The organism is Olsenella sp. Marseille-P4559, from assembly GCF_900605015.1.
GTDB lineage: Bacteria > Actinomycetota > Coriobacteriia > Coriobacteriales > Atopobiaceae > Tractidigestivibacter.
This window is the reverse complement of the sequence record NZ_LR027575.1, coordinates 15128-32766: the sequence shown is the minus strand read 5'-3', so window position 1 is coordinate 32766 and position 17639 is coordinate 15128. Positions and strand designations below refer to the sequence as shown.

The following is a 17639-nucleotide window of genomic DNA, read 5'->3' as shown; positions in this document are numbered from 1 at the left end:
CTACTTAAAGAAGCCCTCGTAGTTGTGCATCTTGAGTTGGCTTTCGAGTGACGCGATGGTGTCCATGGCCACGCCGACCATGATGAGCACCGAGGTTCCGCCGAACGACTGGATGAGCGTGTCGTTGGTGAACCAGAAGATGATGGTGGGCACCACGGCGAGAACGGCCATGAAGAGCGCACCAGGAAGCGTGACGTGGTCGATCGTGCTCTTGATGTAGGCCGCCGTTGCTGCGCCAGGCCTGACCCCCGGGACGAAGCCGCCCTGCTTGCGCAGCTGGTCGGCCGTCTCCTCGGGATTGAAGACCATCGAGGTGTAGAAGTAGGCGAAGAGCACGATGAGGACCACCGAGAGGGCCCAGTTGAGCCAGCCCGAGGAGAGCGCGTTGGCGACCGTCTGGATCCAGTCGATGCCAGGGAAGAACACCGCGATCTGGGCCGGGAAGTACAGCACGGCAGAGGCGAAGATGATGGGCACGACGCCAGCCGTGTTGACCTTGATGGGCAGGTAGGTGTTCTGCCCGCCCATGACCCTACGGCCCACCACGCGCTTGGCGTACTGCACGGGAATGCGACGCTGACCGCGCTCGATGTACACGATGAGCGGGACGATGGCGACGATCACAACGAGCGTGATGGCCGTGAGGAGGGCGTTGCCGTTGGTGGTCACCGAGGAGATGAGCGCCGAAGGCAGGCCCGACATGATGTTCGCGAAGATGATGAGCGACATGCCGTTGCCAACGCCGCGCTGGGTAATGACCTCGCCCAGCCACATGATGATCACTGCGCCCACGAGCATCGTGAAGACCACGATGGCGTTCTCGAGTGCCTCGGGAATCCCCATCTGGGAGAACGTCACACCATAGCTCTTGAAGTAGAAGAGGTAGGCGATGGCGTTGAGAAGCGCCAGGGCGATGGTGAGGTAGCGGGTGTACTGCGTGATCTTGCGCTGCCCCGACTCACCCTCCCTGGCAAGCTCCCCCAGCGATGGCACCACTGCCTGGAACATCTGAAGGATGATCTGGGCGGTGATGTAGGGCATGATGCCCAGGCTGAACACGGACATGCGCGAGAGCGCGCCGCCCGAGAACAGGTTGAGCACTGCCATGGCCCCGCTGGAGACGCCGGCGGCATACGCGCTCAGCATCTCCTGGAACGGGGCTCCGGGCACGGGAAGGTACGCACCGAAGCGATAGAGGACGAGGACCCCCACGGTGAGGAGGATCTTCTTCCTCAGCTCCGGCACTCGGAAAGCGTTGGCGATTCCGTTTAGCACGCCGGCTCGACCTTTCCTCCGGCCGCCTCAATCTTGGTCTTGGCAGAGGCGGAAACCTTGTCCACCCTGACAGTGAGCTTCTTGGTGAGCTCGCCGTCACCGAGGACCTTCACAGGAACATAGGTGCGCTTGATGATGCCCTTGGCAACCAGGGACTCGGCGTCGACGGTGTCGCCATCCTCGAAGACCTCCTGGAGGCGGGCGACGTTGACGGGTGCGTACTCGACGCGGTTGGGGTTCCTGAAGCCAGGGAGCTTGGGAAGGCGCATGGCGAGCGGCTGCTGGCCGCCCTCGAAGCCGGCACCCTTGCCGCCGCCAGAGCGGGAGAGCTGACCTTTGGTGCCGCGACCGGCGGTGGTGCCGTGGCCGGAAGAGTTGCCGCGACCAATGCGCTTGCGGTTCTTCCTGGAGCCCTCTGCGGGGCGCAGATCATTGAGCTGCATTTGGGTGACTCCTAGTTCTCTTCAACGGTCACGAGGTGCTTGACCTTGAAGATCATGCCTCGGACGCTGGGGTTGTCGGGCAGGACGGCGACGTCGCCTATCTTGCGAAGGCCCATGGCGCGGCAGGTGGCCGTCTGGTCCTTCTTCACCTGCGTCACGGCGCTGCGGACGAGGGTGACGGTGAGCTTCTTCTCTGCCATCGCTAGTTCTCCTTCCCGACGAACATCTCGGAGACGGTGATACCACGGCGCTCGGCGGTCTCCTGGGGGCTGGAGAGCTCCTTGAGGCCCTCGGCAGCGGCCTTGATGATATTCATGGCGTTGTTGGTGCCGAGAGACTTGGAAAGGACGTTGGTGATGCCTGCGAGCTCGAAGAGCGGGCGAACGGGGCCGCCGGCAATGACGCCAGTACCCTCGATAGCCGGCTTTATGAGAACGCGGCCTGCTCCGTAGTGGCCCTCGATCGCGTGGGGGACGCTGCCCGCATCGGTGATGGGGACCTTGAACATGTTCTTCTTGGCGTCCTCGACGCCCTTCTGGATTGCCAGGGGCACCTCAGTGGAGCGGCCCATGCCCAGACCCACGTTGCCCTTGCCATCGCCGACGACGACGAGAGCCACGAGGGACATGCGACGGCCGCCCTTGACGGTCTTGGAGACGCGGTGGATGTAGACGACGCGCTCCTGAAGGTCCGTGTCCTGCTGGCGCTTACGATCACGTGCCATTGAATCCTCCTAGAACTTCAGGCCCGCGCTGCGGGCACCGTCTGCCAGAGCCTGGACACGGCCGTGATAGATGCGGCCGCCACGGTCGAATCTGATCGTGGTGATGCCCTTCTCGAGGGCACGCTTGCCAACGAGCTGGCCCACGAACTCGGCAGCCTCCTTGTTGGAACCCACCTTGCCGGTCGCACGGAACTCAGGGTCAAGGGTCGAGGCAGAGCACAGGGTCTTGCCCACGGTGTCATCGACGACCTGCGCATAGATATTGGCGTTGGTACGGTGCACGCAGAGGCGAGGACGCTCTGGGGTACCGAAGATCTTGGCGCGGACGCGGCGCTTGCGGCGCGCGAGACCCGCCGCCTTCTTCTGCTGCTTGTTCATTCCTTCTCCTTAGTCACGCCATCACCTGACGGGGTGATGGTCTTGTGCCTGGTCCTACGTGCTACTTGGCGGCCTTGCCGAGCTTGCGGCGGATGTGCTCGCCCTCGTAGTGGATGCCTTTGCCCTTGTACGGCTCGGGCGGACGCTTCTCGCGAATCTCGGCGGCAACCTGGCCCACCTGCTCCTTGGAGATGCCCTTCACCGTGATGTGGGTGTTGTCGGGCACCTCGAACGAGATGCGGTCGGGGCAGGCGAAGATGACGGGGTGGGAATAGCCGAGGGAGAGGTCGAGGTCCTTGCCCTTGAGCGCGGCACGATAGCCAACGCCCGTAAGCTCGAGCTTCTTCTCGAAGCCCTCGGAGACGCCCACGACCATGTTGTGGACGAGGGTGCGGACGAGGCCCTGCTGTGCGTTGGATTCCTTGGACTCGTCAACGCGGGAGACCGTAAGGACGTCACCGTCCCGAGCAACGCTCACGAGTTCGGAGAAGGTGCGGGTGAGCTCGCCCTTGCTGCCCTTGACCGAGACGGTGGCACCGTCGATGGTCACCGTGACTCCAGCCGGAATCTGGACAGGCTTCTTACCAATACGAGACATTGTCTCCTCCTATCTTGATTCAGCGGGAGTTCTACCAGATATAGGCGATGACCTCGCCGCCGACGCCGAGCTTGCGGGCGTCGCGGTCGCACATCATGCCCTTGGAAGTCGAGATGACGGCGGTGCCGAGGCCGCCCAGGACGCGAGGGAGCTTGTCTGCCTGGGAGTAGATGCGAAGGCCCGGCTTGGAGATGCGGCGAATCCCGCGGATGACGCGGGCGCGCCTGTTGCCGTACTTAAGCGTAATGTGAAGGGTCTTCTGGGGCTTGGTGTCCTCCACCTCGTAGCCCTCGATGTAACCCTCCTCCTTGATGACGCGGGCAATCTCCACGAGCACCTTGGTCGAGGGCATGGAGACCTCGGCCTTGCCCGCTGAGTTCGCGTTGCGAATGCGCGTCAGCATGTCTGAAATGGGATCGGTAATCTTCATTGATCCTTCTCCTTCGTCATGATGAACCTGCGTGTCCGGTTCGCCCAAACCCATGGCATGGGCGCCTGGACGCCGGAGCCCTGCGTCCTACCAGCTCGCCTTGCGGACGCCAGGAAGCTCGCCCTTGCTCGCCAGCTCGCGGAAGCACACGCGGCAGAGCCCGAACTTGCGATAGACGGAGTGGGGACGCCCACAACGCTGGCAGCGGTTCTGCTTGCGCGTCGAGAACTTCGGCTCGCGGTTCGCCTTGACGATCATCGATGTCTTAGCCACAAATCCTCCTTCATGGTGCATCCTGACCGCCCGGGGCTATCCCGGGCGAGGTCATTGCAATGGTTTGGTCTACTCCGCCCTGAACGGGAAATGGAAGGCGCCGAGAAGCGCCTTGCCCTCCTCGTCGGTGGGAGCGGTGGTCACGATGGTGATGTCCATGCCGCGCGTGCGGTCGATCTTGTCGTAGTCGATCTCGGGGAAGATCAGCTGCTCGGTGACGCCCATGGAGTAGTTGCCGCGCCCATCGAAGCTCTTGGGCGAAAGGCCACGGAAGTCGCGGATGCGCGGGATGGCAACGGCGATGAGGCGGTCGAGGAACTCCCACATGCGGTCGCCGCGAAGGGTGACCTTGGCGCCGATGGCCTGGCCGGCACGGAGGTGGAAGGTTGCGATGGACTTGCGGGCATGCGTGACGAGCGGCTGCTGGCCGGTGATGACGCGCAGGTCGGCAACGGCACCGTCGATTGCCTTGGAATCGGTTGCGGCCTCGCCAACGCCCATGTTCACGACGATCTTCTCGAGACGAGGGATCTGCATGACGTTCGCGTAGTTGAACTGCTTCTGCAGCTCATCGCGAACCTCGTCGTAGTACCTCTGCTTGAGGCGGGGCACGTACTTCTCCTCTGCCATGTTCACTCCTTTGATCTTGGTGGTTTACGTGCGGGGTTTCTTTCTCGCACCCCCTGGGTTGGCAACCCCAGGGGCCATGTACCACGCCACGAGGCAGCATAGTCCCTGCCAGCGACGCGAGGTCAAATGATAGTGTTTCCGGCTTTTTTGTGCCAGCTGTGGGCACGTTCGCCTTTCACGCTGGGAAATTCTCCTCAGTATCAACACGATAAGGCCCTCCCCGCCTGCGCGAGAAGGGCCGTCGCAAAGCAATCAATCGAGCCTGTGTGGCTTGGCTCAGTTGAGCTTGGTCCCGCAATCAGGGCAGAAACGGGCACCGGGCTCGACCTTGGCGCCGCACTCGGAGCAGAACGCAGCGCCGCCGTCAGCCTTCTCGGCCGGAGCGGGAGACTCGGGGGCCGAAGCGGGAGACTCGGGGGCCGAAGCGGACTCGTCCTTGGGCTCTGTGGGAGGCACGGGGACCACAGGCGCTGCGGGAGCGGCTGCTGCGGGAGCCTCGGGAGCAGGTGCCTCGGTCACGGGCTCCGCAGGCGGCACCGGGTTCGTCGGCGGCACCGGGGCCGTACCGAAGGGCGGCAGCTGCGACTCCGGACGGTTGCGCAGCATCTGCTTGATGTCAGAGGTGTTGCGCGTGATGATGACGCTCAACATGACTGACTCGTACCCCACGCGCACGAGGAGCTCGCAGATCACGCAGAGGATCACGCAGACGACGAGCGTGACGAGAAACACCACGACTCCAGCCGCCAGCGAGGCAAGGGCAAGCGCCAAGAAGAGCAGCGCGATGAAGATGGCGGTGAAGATGTAGAGGGCCTTCAAGATCTTGTCGATGACAAGCTTGTCGAAGCGCAGGAATGGCCCCCACGTGCTGCTGTCCTTGATGCTGAAGCTCCGCTCGGCCCCGTCGCTTGCGTACTTGCGGTACCCAAGGACCGCCAAGACGATTGCCACGACGAACGCGATCACCATGAGGGTGCCGAAGATCCCACCCGCGTTGCCAAGGCTATAACCATAGCTTGGGCTGCCGTAGCCATATCCGTATCCGTACATTGTGCTCCCTTCCGTTGGTCGGACTTTGCGCGTCCGATGTATACGCACCCCGTGGGCGATGGGACGCGGATCCCACGCGGGTACACCCATAGTAGTATAGGGCGCATTGCCTAGCCGCGCACGAGGTTTGTGAGTTCCTCTCCCCTAGCGTAGCGGCCGAGGTTGCCTATCGCTATGGCCACCACGCGCTCGAGGGTGGCATGCAGGTGCCAGAACCCTGCAACGTGAGGCGTGATGATGAGGTTGGGCGCATCCTACAGGGGGTCGTCTGCGGGAAGGGGCTCGGGGCAGGTCACGTCAAGCGCGCCCCGTCCAGGGAGGATGTCATTCCCTCGTCTGCCCAAGCGTGCGCACGCTGGTCATCATGGTAGGCGGGCAGGCGCTTCATCAGCGAGAGCACCATCGCGAGCGAGTGCTCCGCAACGGCTGGCCCGTACGCGCCCGTGCCATTTGCGACCAACGTCCTTGGGTCAAGCACACCCTCGGCAAGGTATTCCTCGAAACCCACTGACCCCAGCTGTATCCACTGGAGCCGAGGGGAGGCGCAGATAAGGGAGGGCGCCACGTTGCCGATGATGATGTCCGCCTCGGACGCGCGCTCAACCGCCAGGCCAACCTCGGGAGTCCTGGGAAGCTTGCTCGTGTCTCCCACAAAGGCGGCGAAGTCAAACGGCGCGGTTGGCATCGCCTCCTCCCTCGCCCTGGCCTCTCCCGGTGTGACCGGGATCCTTACCGGCACCCGTCCCACGTTTGGCAGGCATCCTCCCCTTGTCTGCAAAGCAGTTCGATAGGAACGAGCCCGACCGCCGCGGCAGCGGCAATCGGGCTCGTGGTTCGTGCGTGCCTTGCGCCCTATGGCCTAGAACTTCGCGCCGCACTTCTTGCAGACGCGAACCCTGCGACCATTGTCATCGACGTCGTGACCAACGCGCGTGCGCTTGCCGCAGACGGGGCAAACGAGCATGACGTTGGAGACGTGGATGGGGGCAGGCTTCTCGATGATGCCGCCCTGCTGGTTCATGGCGGTGGGCTTGGTGTGACGCTTCACAATGGCAGCGCCATCGACAATGACCTTGGAATCCTTCGGCATGGCGCGCAGGACCTCGCCCTGCTTGCCCTTGTCCTTGCCGGTGATGACCTCGACCTTGTCGCCCTTCCTGACGTTCATCTTAGGCATGTGTCCAGGCCTCCTTACAGCGTCTCGGGTGCGAGCGAGACGATCTTCATGTACTTGCGGTCGCGCAGCTCGCGGGCGACGGGCCCGAAGATGCGCGTGCCCTTGGGCTCGCCCTCCTTGTCGACCAGGACGCAGGCGTTCTGGTCGAAGCGGATGTAGCTGCCGTCCTTACGGCGGGCCTCCTTCTTGGTGCGCACGATGACGCAGCGCACGATGTCGCCCTTCTTGACGCTGGAGCCGGGAGTTGCCTCCTGGACCGCGCCGATGATGACGTCACCGAGGCCAGCGTAGCGGCGCTTGGAGCCACCGAGGACCTTGACGCACTTGACGCGCCTGGCGCCGCTGTTGTCAGCGACGTTGAGCATGGTCTCCATCTGAATCATGTGATGTTCCTCCGAACCTATATCCCGCCAGAGGTGCGCCCACACAGGCGACGCACATGGGGAACCCTGGGTGTTCGCTGCTTACTTGGCCTTCTCGACAATCTCGACGACGCGCCAGCGCTTGGTCTTGGACAGCGGGCGGGTCTCCATGACCTTCACCGTGTCGCCCAGGCCACACTCGTTGTTCTCGTCGTGGCAGTGGAGCTTCTTGGTGCTGGTCATCATCTTGCCGTACTTGGGGTGGTGCTTGCGGTAGGCAATCTTCACCGTCACGGTCTTGTCGCCGGAGAGCGAGACGACGGTCCCGGTGCGAACCTTACGGACGTTCCTGCTTTTGGTCTCTGCCATGTCTTATCTCTCTCCTGCTACTTCTGCGCGGCGGACTTCTCCGCGGCAATCTGACGGGCGCGAATCTCGGTCTGGACGCGAGCGATGTCGCGCTTCACGAGCTTGACGCGAGCGGTGTTGTCCAGCTGGCTGGTGGCCATCTGAAAGCGGAGGTTGAAGAGCTCGGCCCTGCCGTCGTCCAGCTTCTTGGCAAGCTCCTCGTCCGAGAGGGCCTGGATGTCCTTGTACTTCATGGTGACTATTCCTCCCCGTCCTGGTCGGCGCGGGTGACGATCTTGGTCTTGATGGGCAGCTTGTACTGGGCGAGGCGCAGGGCCTCCTTGGCAACAGCCTCATCGACGCCCGAGATCTCGAACATGATGCGGCCCGGCTTCACGACGGCCACCCACTCCTCGGGGTTGCCCTTACCGGAACCCATGCGGGTCTCGGCCGGCTTCTTGGTGATGGGCTTGTCCGGGAAGATGGTGATCCAGATCTTCCCGCCACGCTTCATCTCACGGGTGATGGCGACACGGGCGGCCTCGATCTGGCGGTTGGTAATCCAATGAGCCTCCTCGGCCCTCAGGCCGTAATCGCCAAAGTAGAGCTTGGTGTTGCCCTTGGCGTGGCCCTTCATGGAACCGCGCTGGACCTTGCGGTGAAGAACGCGCTTCGGTGCGAGCATTAGCGGCTCCTCCTCTCATTGCGGGCGCGGCGGGGACGAGAAGAGCCCTCGAGAGCCGGCGTGGGCTTGGGCTGGCCAGGCAGCTTCTCGCCTTGATAGATCCAAACCTTGATACCGCAGGCACCCATGGTGGTACGGGCGGTGGCGGTGCCGTAGTCGATGACGGCACGCAGGGTGTGCAGGGGCACGCGACCCTCGCGGTACCACTCGCGACGACCCATCTCGGCGCCGTTCAGGCGGCCGGAGCACTGGATGCGGATGCCCTTGGCACCGGCCTTGCGGGCGGACTGGACCGCCTTGCGCATGGCGCGACGGAAGGCAACGCGCTGCTCGAGCTGCTCGGCGACGGACTGAGCGACGAGGCTGGCATCAAGCTCGGGGCGCTTGACCTCGACGACGTCAACGGCGACCTGGCCCTTGCCGACCTTGGCGACCTTCTCGAGGCCGGAGCGCAGGGCGTCGATCTCGGCACCCTTCTTGCCAATCACGATGCCCGGACGGGCGGTGTACAGGGTGACCTTCACCTTGTCGCCAGCGCGCTCGATGTCGACGCGGGAAAGGGCTGCCTTCTCGAGGCGCTTCCCGAGGAACTTGCGAATCTCGAGGTCGTTGCCGAGCTTCTCGGCATAGTTCTTATCGGCGTACCAACGGGAACGCCAGTCCTCGGTGATGCCGAGACGGAAACCTGTAGGCTGAACCTTCTGACCCATGCTTTCCCTACGCCTCCTTTCGAGGAGCGACGATGACGGTGATGTGGCTCGTGCGCTTGTTGATGCGTGACGCGGAGCCCTTGGCACGGGGGCGGATGCGCTTGAGCGTGGGGCCCTCGTCGACGTAGCAGCGCTTCACGTACAGGTCGTTGCCACGAAGGCCGTTGTTGTTCTCGGCGTTGGCGATGGCGGAACGGAGGACCTTCGAGATGTCATAGGCAGCCGCACGCTTGGTGAACTGCAGAATCTCGAGAGCCTTGTCGACGGGCTTGTTGCGGATGAGGTCTACGACGACGCGGGCCTTGCGCGGGGCGATGCGCACGTAGCGTGCGACGGCCCTGACCTCGTTGGAATCGGTGTTAGCCATTCGAGCTTACCCCCTAGTTAGCCTTGTGGCCACGGAAGGTGCGGGTGGAAGCGAACTCGCCCAGCTTGTGACCGACCATGGACTCGGTGATGTACACGGGGACGTGCTTGCGACCATCGTGAACCGCGATCGTGTGGCCGACCATCTCGGGGTAGATGGTGGAAGCGCGGGACCAGGTCTTGATGACGTCCTTCTTGCCAGCCTCGTTCATAGCGGTGACACGCGCGAGGAGGCGAGTCTCCACGAACGGGCCCTTCTTGAGACTTCTGCTCATGCTTTCTTTCTCCTACTACTCGTGTGCTGCTACTTGGACTTGCGACGACGGATGATGAGCCTGTTGGAGGCCTTCTTGGGGTCGCGCGTCTTGTAACCCTTGGTGGGCTTGCCCCAGGGCGTCACGGAGGGACGGCCAGAGGTGTGGTTCTTGCCCTCGCCGCCGCCATGCGGGTGGTCGACAGGGTTCATGGCCGTACCACGGACGGTGGGACGGACGCCTGCCCAGCGGTTGCGGCCGGCCTTGCCGATGACGATGTTGGAGTGCTCTGCGTTACCGACCTCGCCGATCGTGGCGCGGCAGGTGAGGAGCACGCGGCGAAGCTCGGAGGACGGGAGGCGCAGGACTGCGTAGCCGTTGTCCTTGCCCATGAGCTGGACCGAGGTGCCGGCGGAGCGGGCCATGGCCGCACCCTTGCCGGGCTGGAACTCGACGTTGTGGACGAGCGTACCGACAGGGATCTCGGAGAGCGGCATGCAGTTGCCGGGCTTGATGTCGACGCCGGCCTTGCCGGAGATGACGGTATCGCCGACCTTGAGGCCCTCGGGGGCCAGGATGTAGGCCTTGGCTCCGTCGACGTAGTGGAGAAGTGCGATGCGCGCCGAGCGGTTGGGGTCGTATTCGATGGTTGCGACCTTGGCCGGCACATCGTCCTTCAGACGCTTGAAGTCGATGCGACGATACATGCGCTTGTTGCCGCCGCCCTGGTGGCGGACGGTGATGCGACCGTTGTTGTTACGGCCGCCCTTCTTGCGCAGCGGCTCAAGGAGCGACTTCTCGGGCTTGGAGGCGGTAATCTCGGAGAAGTCCGAGACCGTCTGGAAACGCCTGCCAGCGCTCGTGGGCTTGAGGTGCTTGACTGCCATTACTTCTTTCCCTTCTGTCTCCGTTGGCCACCCCGCTCAGGGATTGGCTGGGTGACGCCGGATTACCACGGTACCGCGCGTATCCATCATGCGCGGCATGACAACCCGGACCCCGAGGGGGGCCGGGCCGAATTGCTACTCTGCGTCAGCCTGCTGGGTGGCGAAGATCTCGATCTGCTCACCGGGGGCGAGCGTCACGACGGCCTTCTTCCAGCTGCGGGTCATGCCGACCTGATAGCGGACGCGCTTGGCCTTGCCGCGCACGTTGATGGTGTTGACCTTGACCACGTGGACATTGAAGAGCTTCTCAACGGCCTCGGCGATCTCCTCCTTGGGGGCCTTCTTGGCAACCTCGAAGGTGTACTTGCCCTGCTCCATGAGGTCGTAGGAACGCTCGGAGACAATGGGGCGGATGATGACGTCGTAGATGGACTGCATTATGCGAGCACCTCCTCGAGCTGCTTCGCGATGTCGGTGGGCATGACGAGGGCACCGTTATCGATGAGGCTGCGGGTGTTGGCCTCGGAGACGGCGATGCAGTTGACCTTCTCCAGGTTGCGGAAGGAGAGGTAGCCGTTCACGTCATCGTCGGGAATGACCACGGTCACGCGCTTGCCCGAGACGCCGAGCGCGTCGAGGACGGCCTTGGCCTGCTTGGTCGAGGGCTTCTCGAAGGAGAGGGCGTCGACGAGGACGAGCTCGGAGTCGGCGACCTTGCCGGAGAGCACGGACCTCATGGCGAGCTTGACCATCTTCTTGTTGACGCGCTTGGAGTGGTCGCGGGGGGTGGGGCCAAAGACGACGCCGCCGCCGGTCCACTGGGCGGCGCGGATGGAGCCCTGGCGCGCGCGGCCGGTGCCCTTCTGGCGCCAAGGCTTGCGGCCGCCGCCGGAGACCTCGTGACGGTTCTTGGTGGAGTGGGTACCCTGACGCATGCAGGCGTCCTGGCAGACCACGACCTGATGGATGACCGGGATGTTCGGCTCGATGCCGAAGACGTCATCGGAGAGGTCGGCCTGGCCGGCCGCCTGCCCCTCGACGTTCTTGATGTCGTACTTGGACATGAGTCCTCCTTGTTAGCCTAAGTGTGTGCCTACTCGCGTGGGCCCTTAGGCCATGCGGACCTGGACGAGGGCGTTCTTGCCGCCGGGGACAGCGCCCTTGACGAGCATGAGGTTCTGCTCGGCGTCGACGCGAACGAGCTTGAGGTTCTTGACGGTGACGCGCTCGTCGCCCATGTGGCCGGCCATGTGCAGGCCCTTGCGGACGCGGGCGGGGTAGGCGCACTGGCCAATGGAGCCAGGCCTGCGCTGGTTGCGGCTACCGTGGGTCATGGGACCGCGAGAGAAGTTCCAACGCTTGATGGTGCCCTGGAAGCCCTTGCCCTTGGAGGTGCCGATGACATCGACGGCCTTGACGTCGGTGAAGTCGGCAACGGTGACAACGTCACCGGTGTGGTGCTCCTCGCCGTTCTCAACGCGGACCTCGCGCAGGTAGCGCATGGGCTCGACGCCGTGGGCGGCAAAGTGACCAGCCATGGGCTTGTTGACGTGCTTGGACTTGATGCCTCCGAAGCCGATCTGGACGGCGTCGTAGCCGTCGGTCGCCTTCGTCTTCACCTGCGAGACGGTGCAGGGGCCAGCCTGGATGACGGTGACGGGCACGACGTTGTCGTCCTCATCCCACACCTGCGTCATTCCGAGCTTGCGGCCAAGGATCGTGCTGACCATGCTCATTCCTTACCTTCGGTGGTCATGGGACATCGGGGCAGCTCCTCTGCCCTCCCCAGCGGACCACGTCCTATATGTGCTCCACACGGGGGCGAGACACACCTCCCCCCTTAGCGCAGCCTGTCTAGTTTACATACAAGACAGGGCATTCACAATGTCTCCGCAGATTTTTTTGACCCCAAGAGCTGGGGATTCGAATTCCGCGCCGTCGGGCGTATCCATGGGTCACCTGGACCCAGAAGCGGCATGGACCCCCTACTTTTGGTACGGGGGGTTTCCGTTGGCGGGAATGAACGTACCCATGGCCCACGCGCGTTCGCGCTTCTCGCGCCTAACGTCCACCGAGAGGAGGACGATGGAGATTATCCCCACCACGATGCCCACCAGAAGCAGGCCGAAGCCAGACCCAAGGTCCACGTAGCTTATGGAGTACGTCGAGCGCATCATGATGAGAGAGATCGAGCAAATCTCAAAGAGCGCGAGCGCCGTAGTGATGGAAGACAGGACGAGTGTGGCAACGCGCTTGTGCACCATGGACAGCACCGCAGTTGCAATGGCGAGAAATACCAGCACGGTGCCGTCGGGGGCATCGGCGAGGGCCACGGAGTAGTCGTAGCCGAAGCCCGAGGACACAAGGAACGGCATGAGGGCGGCGATGCCTATGAGCAATGCCGCAGTGAGCGTCACGAGCTCTGAGGCCACAACGGGAGCGGAGGTACGCGCTGGCTGCTGGGTCGGACCAGGCGTAGCGGGCCGAGCGCCCGCAGCGCTGCCGGTGGACACGCTGTTAGGGGACACGGCAAGGTTGAAGCCGCAACTGGAGCAGAACTTCTCGGTTCCAGCGAGCCTCTTTCCGCACTGAGGACAAAACATACGACCCCCTCGTTTGGGCATCCATCGCGTAGGCAGTACCCATAGAGACTACCCTAGCCACGCGGACTTTGCAATCTCATCAACCCTTGCTGGCCTTACTGGTCCTCGATGAAGAGGCGCGAGGCGTGCTTGCGCAGGCGCTGGCCAAGCGCTGGCCAAGCGCTGGCCTCCGGCGGCAAATCTGCGGTCCCACTTCTGTCTGCGGCCTTTATCGCTGGTCTGCGGCCTTTATCGCTGAGAGGAACCGCAGGTAGCGAGGTTGTCACCTCGCCAGGTGGTGCCACCAGGCCGCCGACCCGCCCCCGCTGGCCAGCAATTGGGGATTGTGCGTACGCACAATGGCGGTTCTCTGCCAGCGCGGGGCCCTGGGAGACGGGATCGGCAGCAAGTCCCTGTCGTGCGTACGCACGACCCAGGAATTCTGCCAAGCCACCGGCGTCTCCCCAGTTGGCCGGGAGGACCATGGCAGCAAGTCGGCATCGTGCGTACGCACGATGGCGGTTCTCTGCCAGAAACGGGCTCTTGGAGGGCTGGATTGGCAGATAGTCCCTGTCGTGCGTACGCACGATGGCGGAATCCTGCCATCGGGAATGGCCCTCGCCGAGCAGCACAGGCAGCCGTCCCGCCAGTCGCGCGTTCTCGTCACTTGGTAGACCCCCCAACGGGAATCTGCGCCTTACTTGCGCGCCCAGAGAAGAGCGCGATCCCGTGACCTGAGGTTTTCTCAGCAAACGCCCATGGCCAACTGCACCTAAGCCACAGGTTTCCCACTGTACGGCAGGGCCAACCTGCAGGTCGCAGAGCACCATTCTGATTAACGACGCGGTCTCCGAAGACTTGTACTCCTGGATATAGGCGTTTGTCACATTGCCGTTTTCGTCCGTATCGACGGCAATCGCATCCCCTCGAGTCCTCACGGTTGTCCCGTCGGGCCTGGTGACTTCAATCGAACTGGGCCCTCCTGCGCGCAGCCGAGCCCTGCTCGAGGCCATTGTCAGCGCCGTCCGCGGCGGCCTCTGGGCTAGGCACGCCCACGTCCGCGTCGGCCGCGCGGGCCCGCGATGTCGTTCGTGCAGGTGACGAGCAAGGCGTCGACGTTGTCGACGTCCGCCCTGGGCAACACCAACCCAGCCGGGGCCAGGAAGAGCGCAAGGACGAGGCTTGGGACCGTCGGCATGGGGAGCCTGTGGACGACACGCGAGAGGGCACGTCTGTCCCAGAGAATCACCCGCTCACCGCCGAATAGGGCCTCCGGCACCCACGAACGCCCCCGTCGATGGTGACGTTGCCCATCCCCTGCCTTGGCTATCCCATCCCCATCTTACTCAAGCGGTCGTGGACCCGTGCACCGAGGCTGCGGTTGACGGCTTCCACCGAGGTCCGAGGGGCTATCACGGGTCGTTGTGATACCCTTCATGCCATCAAGGCCCGAGGGCCTCTGACGAGGTTCGAAGGACACTTCCAAGGTGGAGGTGGTGGCGTTGGTCGGCGAGATCGCATCGGACTCATCGCTGAACGATGAGGCGGCGTCTGCGCTTGTGGGCGGCGAGGAGGAGTACGCGTCGCTCTCGTTCGAGTCGCTTGCGGCAGGCGCGCCCGGCTCCGGCCCCGCGCATGACGAGGTGGTAGCGGACGTCTGCGCAGGCATGTCATCCTGGGAGGGTGCCGTGGAGAGGGACGCGAAGGCCCTGTCTGCGATCGGCCGGGCCTTCGACCAGGAGGACCAGGCCCTTGCGCAGGCCATCCTGGGCGGCTGATGCCCACGGCGGGTTGACCGAAGGGGGTAGCTGCGATGCCAACGATGGATTACGAGGAAGAGTACGTGGAGCAGCAGCGGCGCCTCGATGCGCTCTACGACCGACGCGTCGAGGCGAACGACGCGAGGATGCGCAGGCTCGACGCCCAAAGGGACGAGGAGGGCCTGTCATACCTGCGCATCGTGGCCTTGGCGGAGCGGGCCGCATGCAGGCAGGGCCTCGATTCCTCCTTGGTTGCCGACGAGCTCCAACACTACCTCCTGGACTCGCGCGAGGTCATGGGCAGGCTGGATGACGCGCTCGAGGATGCCAGGCGGGAGCGGTACCGGATAGAGAGGGACTACGACGAGGAGCTCGAGAGGCTCCGCAGGCAGTATCGGCAGGGAGGGTCCTGACCATGATCATCAGGAAGTCAGAGGCCATTCGCCTTCTCAACGACGAGAACGCGGAGCTTGCCACCAAAGGCGACCAGGCAGCCGGCAGGGTGTCCGCAATCGAGGGCGCGCTGTCCCAGATGGGGGAGTCGGCGGGACTGAGCGGCGATGGCTATACGTCGTTTGCGGAGTACGTGCGCAGGCTCAGGCTTCCCGCCCTGCAGCAGCATGTGGTGGCCTACGAGTCCCTGGCCCTGGCAAACGCGTCGAACATCGCCGCCCTCGAGGCCCTGACCGGCGACGCCGGCGGCGTCATAGACACCGACGAACTCGCTGGCGACAAGGACGAGCTGGACCGTCGCCGTCAGGAGCTCGAGGACCAGATGGACGACCCGTGCTTCCAGGGCTCGGGGAACGAGATGCGCGCGCTGCGGCTGTACTCGGCCGCCCAGGGGATACAGGCGCAGATCGACGCCGCGATGCAATACGCGTCGACGTCGGCCTCCCTCTACTCGGAGGCACAGGAGGAGGCCGAGCGCATGGCACAGGCCAGCGACGACGTCGCCTCCGCGAGCTTCGTACCCGGGCAGGGCTGGTCGCTCGCGACCATAGGCGACTGGTCCCAGGGCGTCGACACGCGCTATGTCCATGCGCGGGCGCTCGACTGGCTCCGGGACAACGGCTCGGACGACCAGTGCGTGGCCTACGCGGCCGCGCTGGCGGATGGGGCGCTGTCTGCCGACGACATATACGGGGAGGACTCGCACGGCTTCGACGCCAGCCTGTACTCGGCCCTCACGCACCTGCCGGACGACCTCGTGGCAGACTCCGATGTCATGGCTGCCGCCGGCGCCTATCTGCGCATGTGGGCGAGCATGGACGGGAGCTCCGACACCGGCAGCATCGACAGGCTTCTCGAGTGCTCATACCTGCCCAACGGGGAGAGCGTGGACCTCTCCAAGGCGTACAAGGGCCCCGACTACCAGGATCCCCACTTCACCGGCACGACGTACGGGATGGAGAGGTGCTCCCTCCTGGGCAGGATGGCCAAGGCGGCCGATGGCCTCCTGAAGCAGGATGACGCGGACGACCCCGGGTACTGGATGCGCGTGCAGGGGGCGAACGTCATCTCCAGCCTGGCCAGCGATGACAACGCCGCATTGGTGCGCAGCACCTCGGCGGACCATGCGGACATCGACCTCACGGTGCTGCGTGCCGTCAACGTGGCCGATGAGCAGCAGTCCTACACCACGGCATCGGCAGTCGTGATCTGCTTCGTGCTGCCCGGCCTGGACGGTCTCGCCTATTCAGTAACGCCTGCCCGCACGCATACGTATGTGGCCGGCAATGCCACGGACGCAGTTAAGATGCTGCAGGGCATCCGCAAGAGCGAGGCCAACTTCGACGTGCAGTCGTCGCTTGCAGACCATGCGACCGACGCCCTCAAGAAGCACATCATACGCAGTGGCGGGGACGGGATCGAGAAGGTGCTGACGCAGGCCCTCGCGGCCTCCGCCGCCGACATGGAAGCCGTCTCGAAGGCGATCAGCACCTCCATTGACATTCTCAGCAGCACGTGGGATGACTTCGTCGACTACGTCGACTCGGTTCAGGACGGGGCGATCACAGGCATCGAGACGGACGTCGCCACCAACGCGAGCAAAGGCATCATGACAAAGGTCGGGGTTGGATTTGACCTGAGCGGCGAGCCGGACTACGGCAGACTTCTCACCAATCCGGATGGCGTGTACACCACGGATACCGTCGACAGGATGTTCGACGACCTTGCCAACGAATACGCCTCAGAAACCGGCAAGACAGTCACGGGAGGAAAAATGAGGGAGATGCTGTCGATGAACTTCTCTTTTGCCATCACCGGAAGAGACCTGGCAGAGGAGGCGACCATACCGGTGCTCAGAGACCTCTACCAAGACACGGAGAGCTCTTGGATACTGAGGCAGCTACGCGAATACCCCGACTTTCTCGATTGGCAGGCAAGGGATAATGGCGCCGCCTACGACCCGGGGACGGGCTGCGGCCTGGTGAGGAGGGACGACGGCACCCCGTACGAGGGCTCCTCCACCTGGTTCGAGTACTTCAACAGGGACAGGGCCGCCGCCGGTGAGCCCCTCAACGACTACGTCCCCGCCTTCCCGGGGGGCGAGTAGGGTGGCGCGGCGGGGGAAGGACCCCGTCTCCTATACACCTCTGACGCCGCCGACGCTCCTACGCCGGCTTGTGCTTGCCCACGCCCGGCTCGCATCACAATCAGACATCCTTTTCGTTATCACTGTGTACTCACGCCCCCCGTCACA

At 63.9% G+C, this 17639-nt stretch carries 27 protein-coding genes; 3 read left to right on the top strand and 24 right to left on the bottom strand.

Annotation, left to right across the window (positions count from 1 at the left end; translation table 11 throughout):
• The 24 genes from secY to E0E00_RS11535 form a co-directional block, all read right to left on the bottom strand.
• A complete protein-coding gene (secY, locus tag E0E00_RS11650) occupies window positions 1–1275 on the bottom strand; it encodes a preprotein translocase subunit SecY (RefSeq protein ID WP_130812724.1) in 1275 nt (424 codons plus the stop codon).
• Complete coding sequence (rplO, locus tag E0E00_RS11645; RefSeq protein WP_130812723.1) at window positions 1269–1718, bottom strand: 50S ribosomal protein L15; 450 nt, start codon at window positions 1716–1718, stop codon at window positions 1269–1271. The genes secY and rplO overlap by 7 nt, the downstream gene beginning before the upstream one ends.
• An 11-nt stretch (window positions 1719–1729) precedes the next feature.
• On the bottom strand, window positions 1730–1918 hold the full coding sequence (gene rpmD, locus E0E00_RS11640) for a 50S ribosomal protein L30 (RefSeq protein ID WP_032110520.1): 189 nt from the start codon (window positions 1916–1918) through the stop codon (window positions 1730–1732).
• 2 nt (window positions 1919–1920) lie between these two features.
• Entirely contained in the window at window positions 1921–2442 is a 522-nt protein-coding gene (gene rpsE / locus E0E00_RS11635; protein WP_130812722.1) for a 30S ribosomal protein S5, read from the bottom strand.
• A 9-nt stretch (window positions 2443–2451) separates the two neighbouring features.
• A complete protein-coding gene (gene rplR, locus E0E00_RS11630) occupies window positions 2452–2820 on the bottom strand; it encodes a 50S ribosomal protein L18 (RefSeq protein ID WP_130812721.1) in 369 nt (122 codons plus the stop codon).
• Window positions 2821–2881: 61 nt separating this feature from the next.
• Window positions 2882–3418, bottom strand: a complete 537-nt coding sequence (gene rplF, locus E0E00_RS11625) for a 50S ribosomal protein L6 (protein WP_130812720.1) — start codon at window positions 3416–3418, stop codon at window positions 2882–2884.
• Between the two features lie 31 nt (window positions 3419–3449).
• The gene (rpsH, locus tag E0E00_RS11620) at window positions 3450–3848 is read right to left on the bottom strand and encodes a 30S ribosomal protein S8 (RefSeq protein ID WP_032110524.1); all 399 of its coding nucleotides are present in this window, start codon (window positions 3846–3848) and stop codon (window positions 3450–3452) included.
• 87 nt (window positions 3849–3935) lie between these two features.
• The gene (locus tag E0E00_RS11615) at window positions 3936–4121 is read right to left on the bottom strand and encodes a type Z 30S ribosomal protein S14 (RefSeq protein WP_032110525.1); all 186 of its coding nucleotides are present in this window, start codon (window positions 4119–4121) and stop codon (window positions 3936–3938) included.
• 69 nt (window positions 4122–4190) lie between these two features.
• Window positions 4191–4751, bottom strand: coding sequence for a 50S ribosomal protein L5 (rplE, locus tag E0E00_RS11610; RefSeq protein WP_130812719.1), 561 nt, complete (start codon window positions 4749–4751; stop codon window positions 4191–4193).
• Between the two features lie 276 nt (window positions 4752–5027).
• The gene (locus E0E00_RS15085) at window positions 5028–5801 is read right to left on the bottom strand and encodes a zinc ribbon domain-containing protein (protein WP_165443689.1); all 774 of its coding nucleotides are present in this window, start codon (window positions 5799–5801) and stop codon (window positions 5028–5030) included.
• 292 nt (window positions 5802–6093) lie between these two features.
• Complete coding sequence (locus tag E0E00_RS11600; RefSeq protein WP_130812717.1) at window positions 6094–6486, bottom strand: hypothetical protein; 393 nt, start codon at window positions 6484–6486, stop codon at window positions 6094–6096.
• 174 nt (window positions 6487–6660) lie between these two features.
• Window positions 6661–6969 (bottom strand): 50S ribosomal protein L24, encoded by a 309-nt coding sequence (gene rplX, locus E0E00_RS11595; protein ID WP_130813128.1) that lies wholly within the window; start codon window positions 6967–6969, stop codon window positions 6661–6663.
• 23 nt (window positions 6970–6992) lie between these two features.
• Window positions 6993–7361, bottom strand: coding sequence for a 50S ribosomal protein L14 (gene rplN, locus E0E00_RS11590; protein WP_130812716.1), 369 nt, complete (start codon window positions 7359–7361; stop codon window positions 6993–6995).
• Between the two features lie 81 nt (window positions 7362–7442).
• Window positions 7443–7709 (bottom strand): 30S ribosomal protein S17, encoded by a 267-nt coding sequence (gene rpsQ, locus E0E00_RS11585; protein WP_130812715.1) that lies wholly within the window; start codon window positions 7707–7709, stop codon window positions 7443–7445.
• 17 nt (window positions 7710–7726) lie between these two features.
• The gene (gene rpmC, locus E0E00_RS11580) at window positions 7727–7942 is read right to left on the bottom strand and encodes a 50S ribosomal protein L29 (protein WP_130812714.1); all 216 of its coding nucleotides are present in this window, start codon (window positions 7940–7942) and stop codon (window positions 7727–7729) included.
• 5 nt (window positions 7943–7947) lie between these two features.
• Entirely contained in the window at window positions 7948–8373 is a 426-nt protein-coding gene (rplP, locus tag E0E00_RS11575; protein ID WP_130812713.1) for a 50S ribosomal protein L16, read from the bottom strand.
• Window positions 8373–9083 carry a 30S ribosomal protein S3 gene (gene rpsC / locus E0E00_RS11570; protein ID WP_130812712.1) on the bottom strand — a complete coding sequence of 237 codons (711 nt, stop codon included), beginning with the start codon at window positions 9081–9083 and terminating at the stop codon, window positions 8373–8375. Before rpsC ends, rplP begins: the two co-directional genes overlap by 1 nt.
• A 7-nt stretch (window positions 9084–9090) precedes the next feature.
• On the bottom strand, window positions 9091–9450 hold the full coding sequence (gene rplV, locus E0E00_RS11565; RefSeq protein WP_130812711.1) for a 50S ribosomal protein L22: 360 nt from the start codon (window positions 9448–9450) through the stop codon (window positions 9091–9093).
• Between the two features lie 13 nt (window positions 9451–9463).
• Window positions 9464–9724, bottom strand: coding sequence for a 30S ribosomal protein S19 (gene rpsS / locus E0E00_RS11560; RefSeq protein WP_130812710.1), 261 nt, complete (start codon window positions 9722–9724; stop codon window positions 9464–9466).
• 29 nt (window positions 9725–9753) lie between these two features.
• Window positions 9754–10590: a 50S ribosomal protein L2 gene (rplB, locus tag E0E00_RS11555; protein ID WP_130812709.1), complete on the bottom strand. Its 837-nt coding sequence runs from the start codon at window positions 10588–10590 to the stop codon at window positions 9754–9756.
• A 135-nt stretch (window positions 10591–10725) separates the two neighbouring features.
• Window positions 10726–11028 carry a 50S ribosomal protein L23 gene (gene rplW / locus E0E00_RS11550; protein ID WP_130812708.1) on the bottom strand — a complete coding sequence of 101 codons (303 nt, stop codon included), beginning with the start codon at window positions 11026–11028 and terminating at the stop codon, window positions 10726–10728.
• Window positions 11028–11654 (bottom strand): 50S ribosomal protein L4, encoded by a 627-nt coding sequence (rplD, locus tag E0E00_RS11545; protein ID WP_130812707.1) that lies wholly within the window; start codon window positions 11652–11654, stop codon window positions 11028–11030. Before rplD ends, rplW begins: the two co-directional genes overlap by 1 nt.
• A 45-nt stretch (window positions 11655–11699) precedes the next feature.
• Complete coding sequence (gene rplC, locus E0E00_RS11540; protein ID WP_130812706.1) at window positions 11700–12320, bottom strand: 50S ribosomal protein L3; 621 nt, start codon at window positions 12318–12320, stop codon at window positions 11700–11702.
• Window positions 12321–12575: 255 nt separating this feature from the next.
• Window positions 12576–13193, bottom strand: a complete 618-nt coding sequence (locus E0E00_RS11535) for a zinc ribbon domain-containing protein (protein ID WP_165443688.1) — start codon at window positions 13191–13193, stop codon at window positions 12576–12578.
• 1481 nt (window positions 13194–14674) lie between these two features.
• Between E0E00_RS11535 and E0E00_RS11530 the strand changes: the two genes are divergently transcribed.
• Genes E0E00_RS11530 through E0E00_RS11520 form a run of 3 tightly spaced genes read left to right on the top strand, consistent with a single transcriptional unit; the run spans window position 14675 to window position 17492 of the window.
• Window positions 14675–14950 carry a hypothetical protein gene (locus E0E00_RS11530; RefSeq protein ID WP_130812704.1) on the top strand — a complete coding sequence of 92 codons (276 nt, stop codon included), beginning with the start codon at window positions 14675–14677 and terminating at the stop codon, window positions 14948–14950.
• Window positions 14951–14985: 35 nt separating this feature from the next.
• Window positions 14986–15345 carry a hypothetical protein gene (locus E0E00_RS11525; protein ID WP_130812703.1) on the top strand — a complete coding sequence of 120 codons (360 nt, stop codon included), beginning with the start codon at window positions 14986–14988 and terminating at the stop codon, window positions 15343–15345.
• Window positions 15346–15347: 2 nt separating this feature from the next.
• Complete coding sequence (locus E0E00_RS11520) at window positions 15348–17492, top strand: hypothetical protein (RefSeq protein WP_130812702.1); 2145 nt, start codon at window positions 15348–15350, stop codon at window positions 17490–17492.
• Window positions 17493–17639: the final 147 nt, after the last annotated feature.

What these genes read in the sequence shown, in the direction of transcription:
- E0E00_RS15085 (WP_165443689.1), bottom strand. Translation starts at nt 5,801, where the DNA reads ATGTACGGATACGGATATGGCTACGGCAGCCCAAGCTATGGTTATAGC.
- rpsE (WP_130812722.1), bottom strand. Translation starts at nt 2,442, where the DNA reads ATGGCACGTGATCGTAAGCGCCAGCAGGACACGGACCTTCAGGAGCGC.
- rplR (WP_130812721.1), bottom strand. Translation starts at nt 2,820, where the DNA reads ATGAACAAGCAGCAGAAGAAGGCGGCGGGTCTCGCGCGCCGCAAGCGC.
- rplV (WP_130812711.1), bottom strand. Translation starts at nt 9,450, where the DNA reads ATGGCTAACACCGATTCCAACGAGGTCAGGGCCGTCGCACGCTACGTG.
- E0E00_RS11600 (WP_130812717.1), bottom strand. Translation starts at nt 6,486, where the DNA reads ATGCCAACCGCGCCGTTTGACTTCGCCGCCTTTGTGGGAGACACGAGC.
- rplX (WP_130813128.1), bottom strand. Translation starts at nt 6,969, where the DNA reads ATGAACGTCAGGAAGGGCGACAAGGTCGAGGTCATCACCGGCAAGGAC.
- rplE (WP_130812719.1), bottom strand. Translation starts at nt 4,751, where the DNA reads ATGGCAGAGGAGAAGTACGTGCCCCGCCTCAAGCAGAGGTACTACGAC.
- rplW (WP_130812708.1), bottom strand. Translation starts at nt 11,028, where the DNA reads ATGCAGTCCATCTACGACGTCATCATCCGCCCCATTGTCTCCGAGCGT.
- rplF (WP_130812720.1), bottom strand. Translation starts at nt 3,418, where the DNA reads ATGTCTCGTATTGGTAAGAAGCCTGTCCAGATTCCGGCTGGAGTCACG.
- E0E00_RS11525 (WP_130812703.1), top strand. Translation starts at nt 14,986, where the DNA reads ATGCCAACGATGGATTACGAGGAAGAGTACGTGGAGCAGCAGCGGCGC.
- rplC (WP_130812706.1), bottom strand. Translation starts at nt 12,320, where the DNA reads ATGGTCAGCACGATCCTTGGCCGCAAGCTCGGAATGACGCAGGTGTGG.
- rpsQ (WP_130812715.1), bottom strand. Translation starts at nt 7,709, where the DNA reads ATGGCAGAGACCAAAAGCAGGAACGTCCGTAAGGTTCGCACCGGGACC.
- rpsS (WP_130812710.1), bottom strand. Translation starts at nt 9,724, where the DNA reads ATGAGCAGAAGTCTCAAGAAGGGCCCGTTCGTGGAGACTCGCCTCCTC.
- rpsC (WP_130812712.1), bottom strand. Translation starts at nt 9,083, where the DNA reads ATGGGTCAGAAGGTTCAGCCTACAGGTTTCCGTCTCGGCATCACCGAG.
- rplN (WP_130812716.1), bottom strand. Translation starts at nt 7,361, where the DNA reads ATGATTCAGATGGAGACCATGCTCAACGTCGCTGACAACAGCGGCGCC.
- rplB (WP_130812709.1), bottom strand. Translation starts at nt 10,590, where the DNA reads ATGGCAGTCAAGCACCTCAAGCCCACGAGCGCTGGCAGGCGTTTCCAG.
- rpmC (WP_130812714.1), bottom strand. Translation starts at nt 7,942, where the DNA reads ATGAAGTACAAGGACATCCAGGCCCTCTCGGACGAGGAGCTTGCCAAG.
- rplP (WP_130812713.1), bottom strand. Translation starts at nt 8,373, where the DNA reads ATGCTCGCACCGAAGCGCGTTCTTCACCGCAAGGTCCAGCGCGGTTCC.
- rplO (WP_130812723.1), bottom strand. Translation starts at nt 1,718, where the DNA reads ATGCAGCTCAATGATCTGCGCCCCGCAGAGGGCTCCAGGAAGAACCGC.
- E0E00_RS11535 (WP_165443688.1), bottom strand. Translation starts at nt 13,193, where the DNA reads ATGTTTTGTCCTCAGTGCGGAAAGAGGCTCGCTGGAACCGAGAAGTTC.
- rpmD (WP_032110520.1), bottom strand. Translation starts at nt 1,918, where the DNA reads ATGGCAGAGAAGAAGCTCACCGTCACCCTCGTCCGCAGCGCCGTGACG.
- rplD (WP_130812707.1), bottom strand. Translation starts at nt 11,654, where the DNA reads ATGTCCAAGTACGACATCAAGAACGTCGAGGGGCAGGCGGCCGGCCAG.
- rpsH (WP_032110524.1), bottom strand. Translation starts at nt 3,848, where the DNA reads ATGAAGATTACCGATCCCATTTCAGACATGCTGACGCGCATTCGCAAC.
- E0E00_RS11520 (WP_130812702.1), top strand. Translation starts at nt 15,348, where the DNA reads ATGATCATCAGGAAGTCAGAGGCCATTCGCCTTCTCAACGACGAGAAC.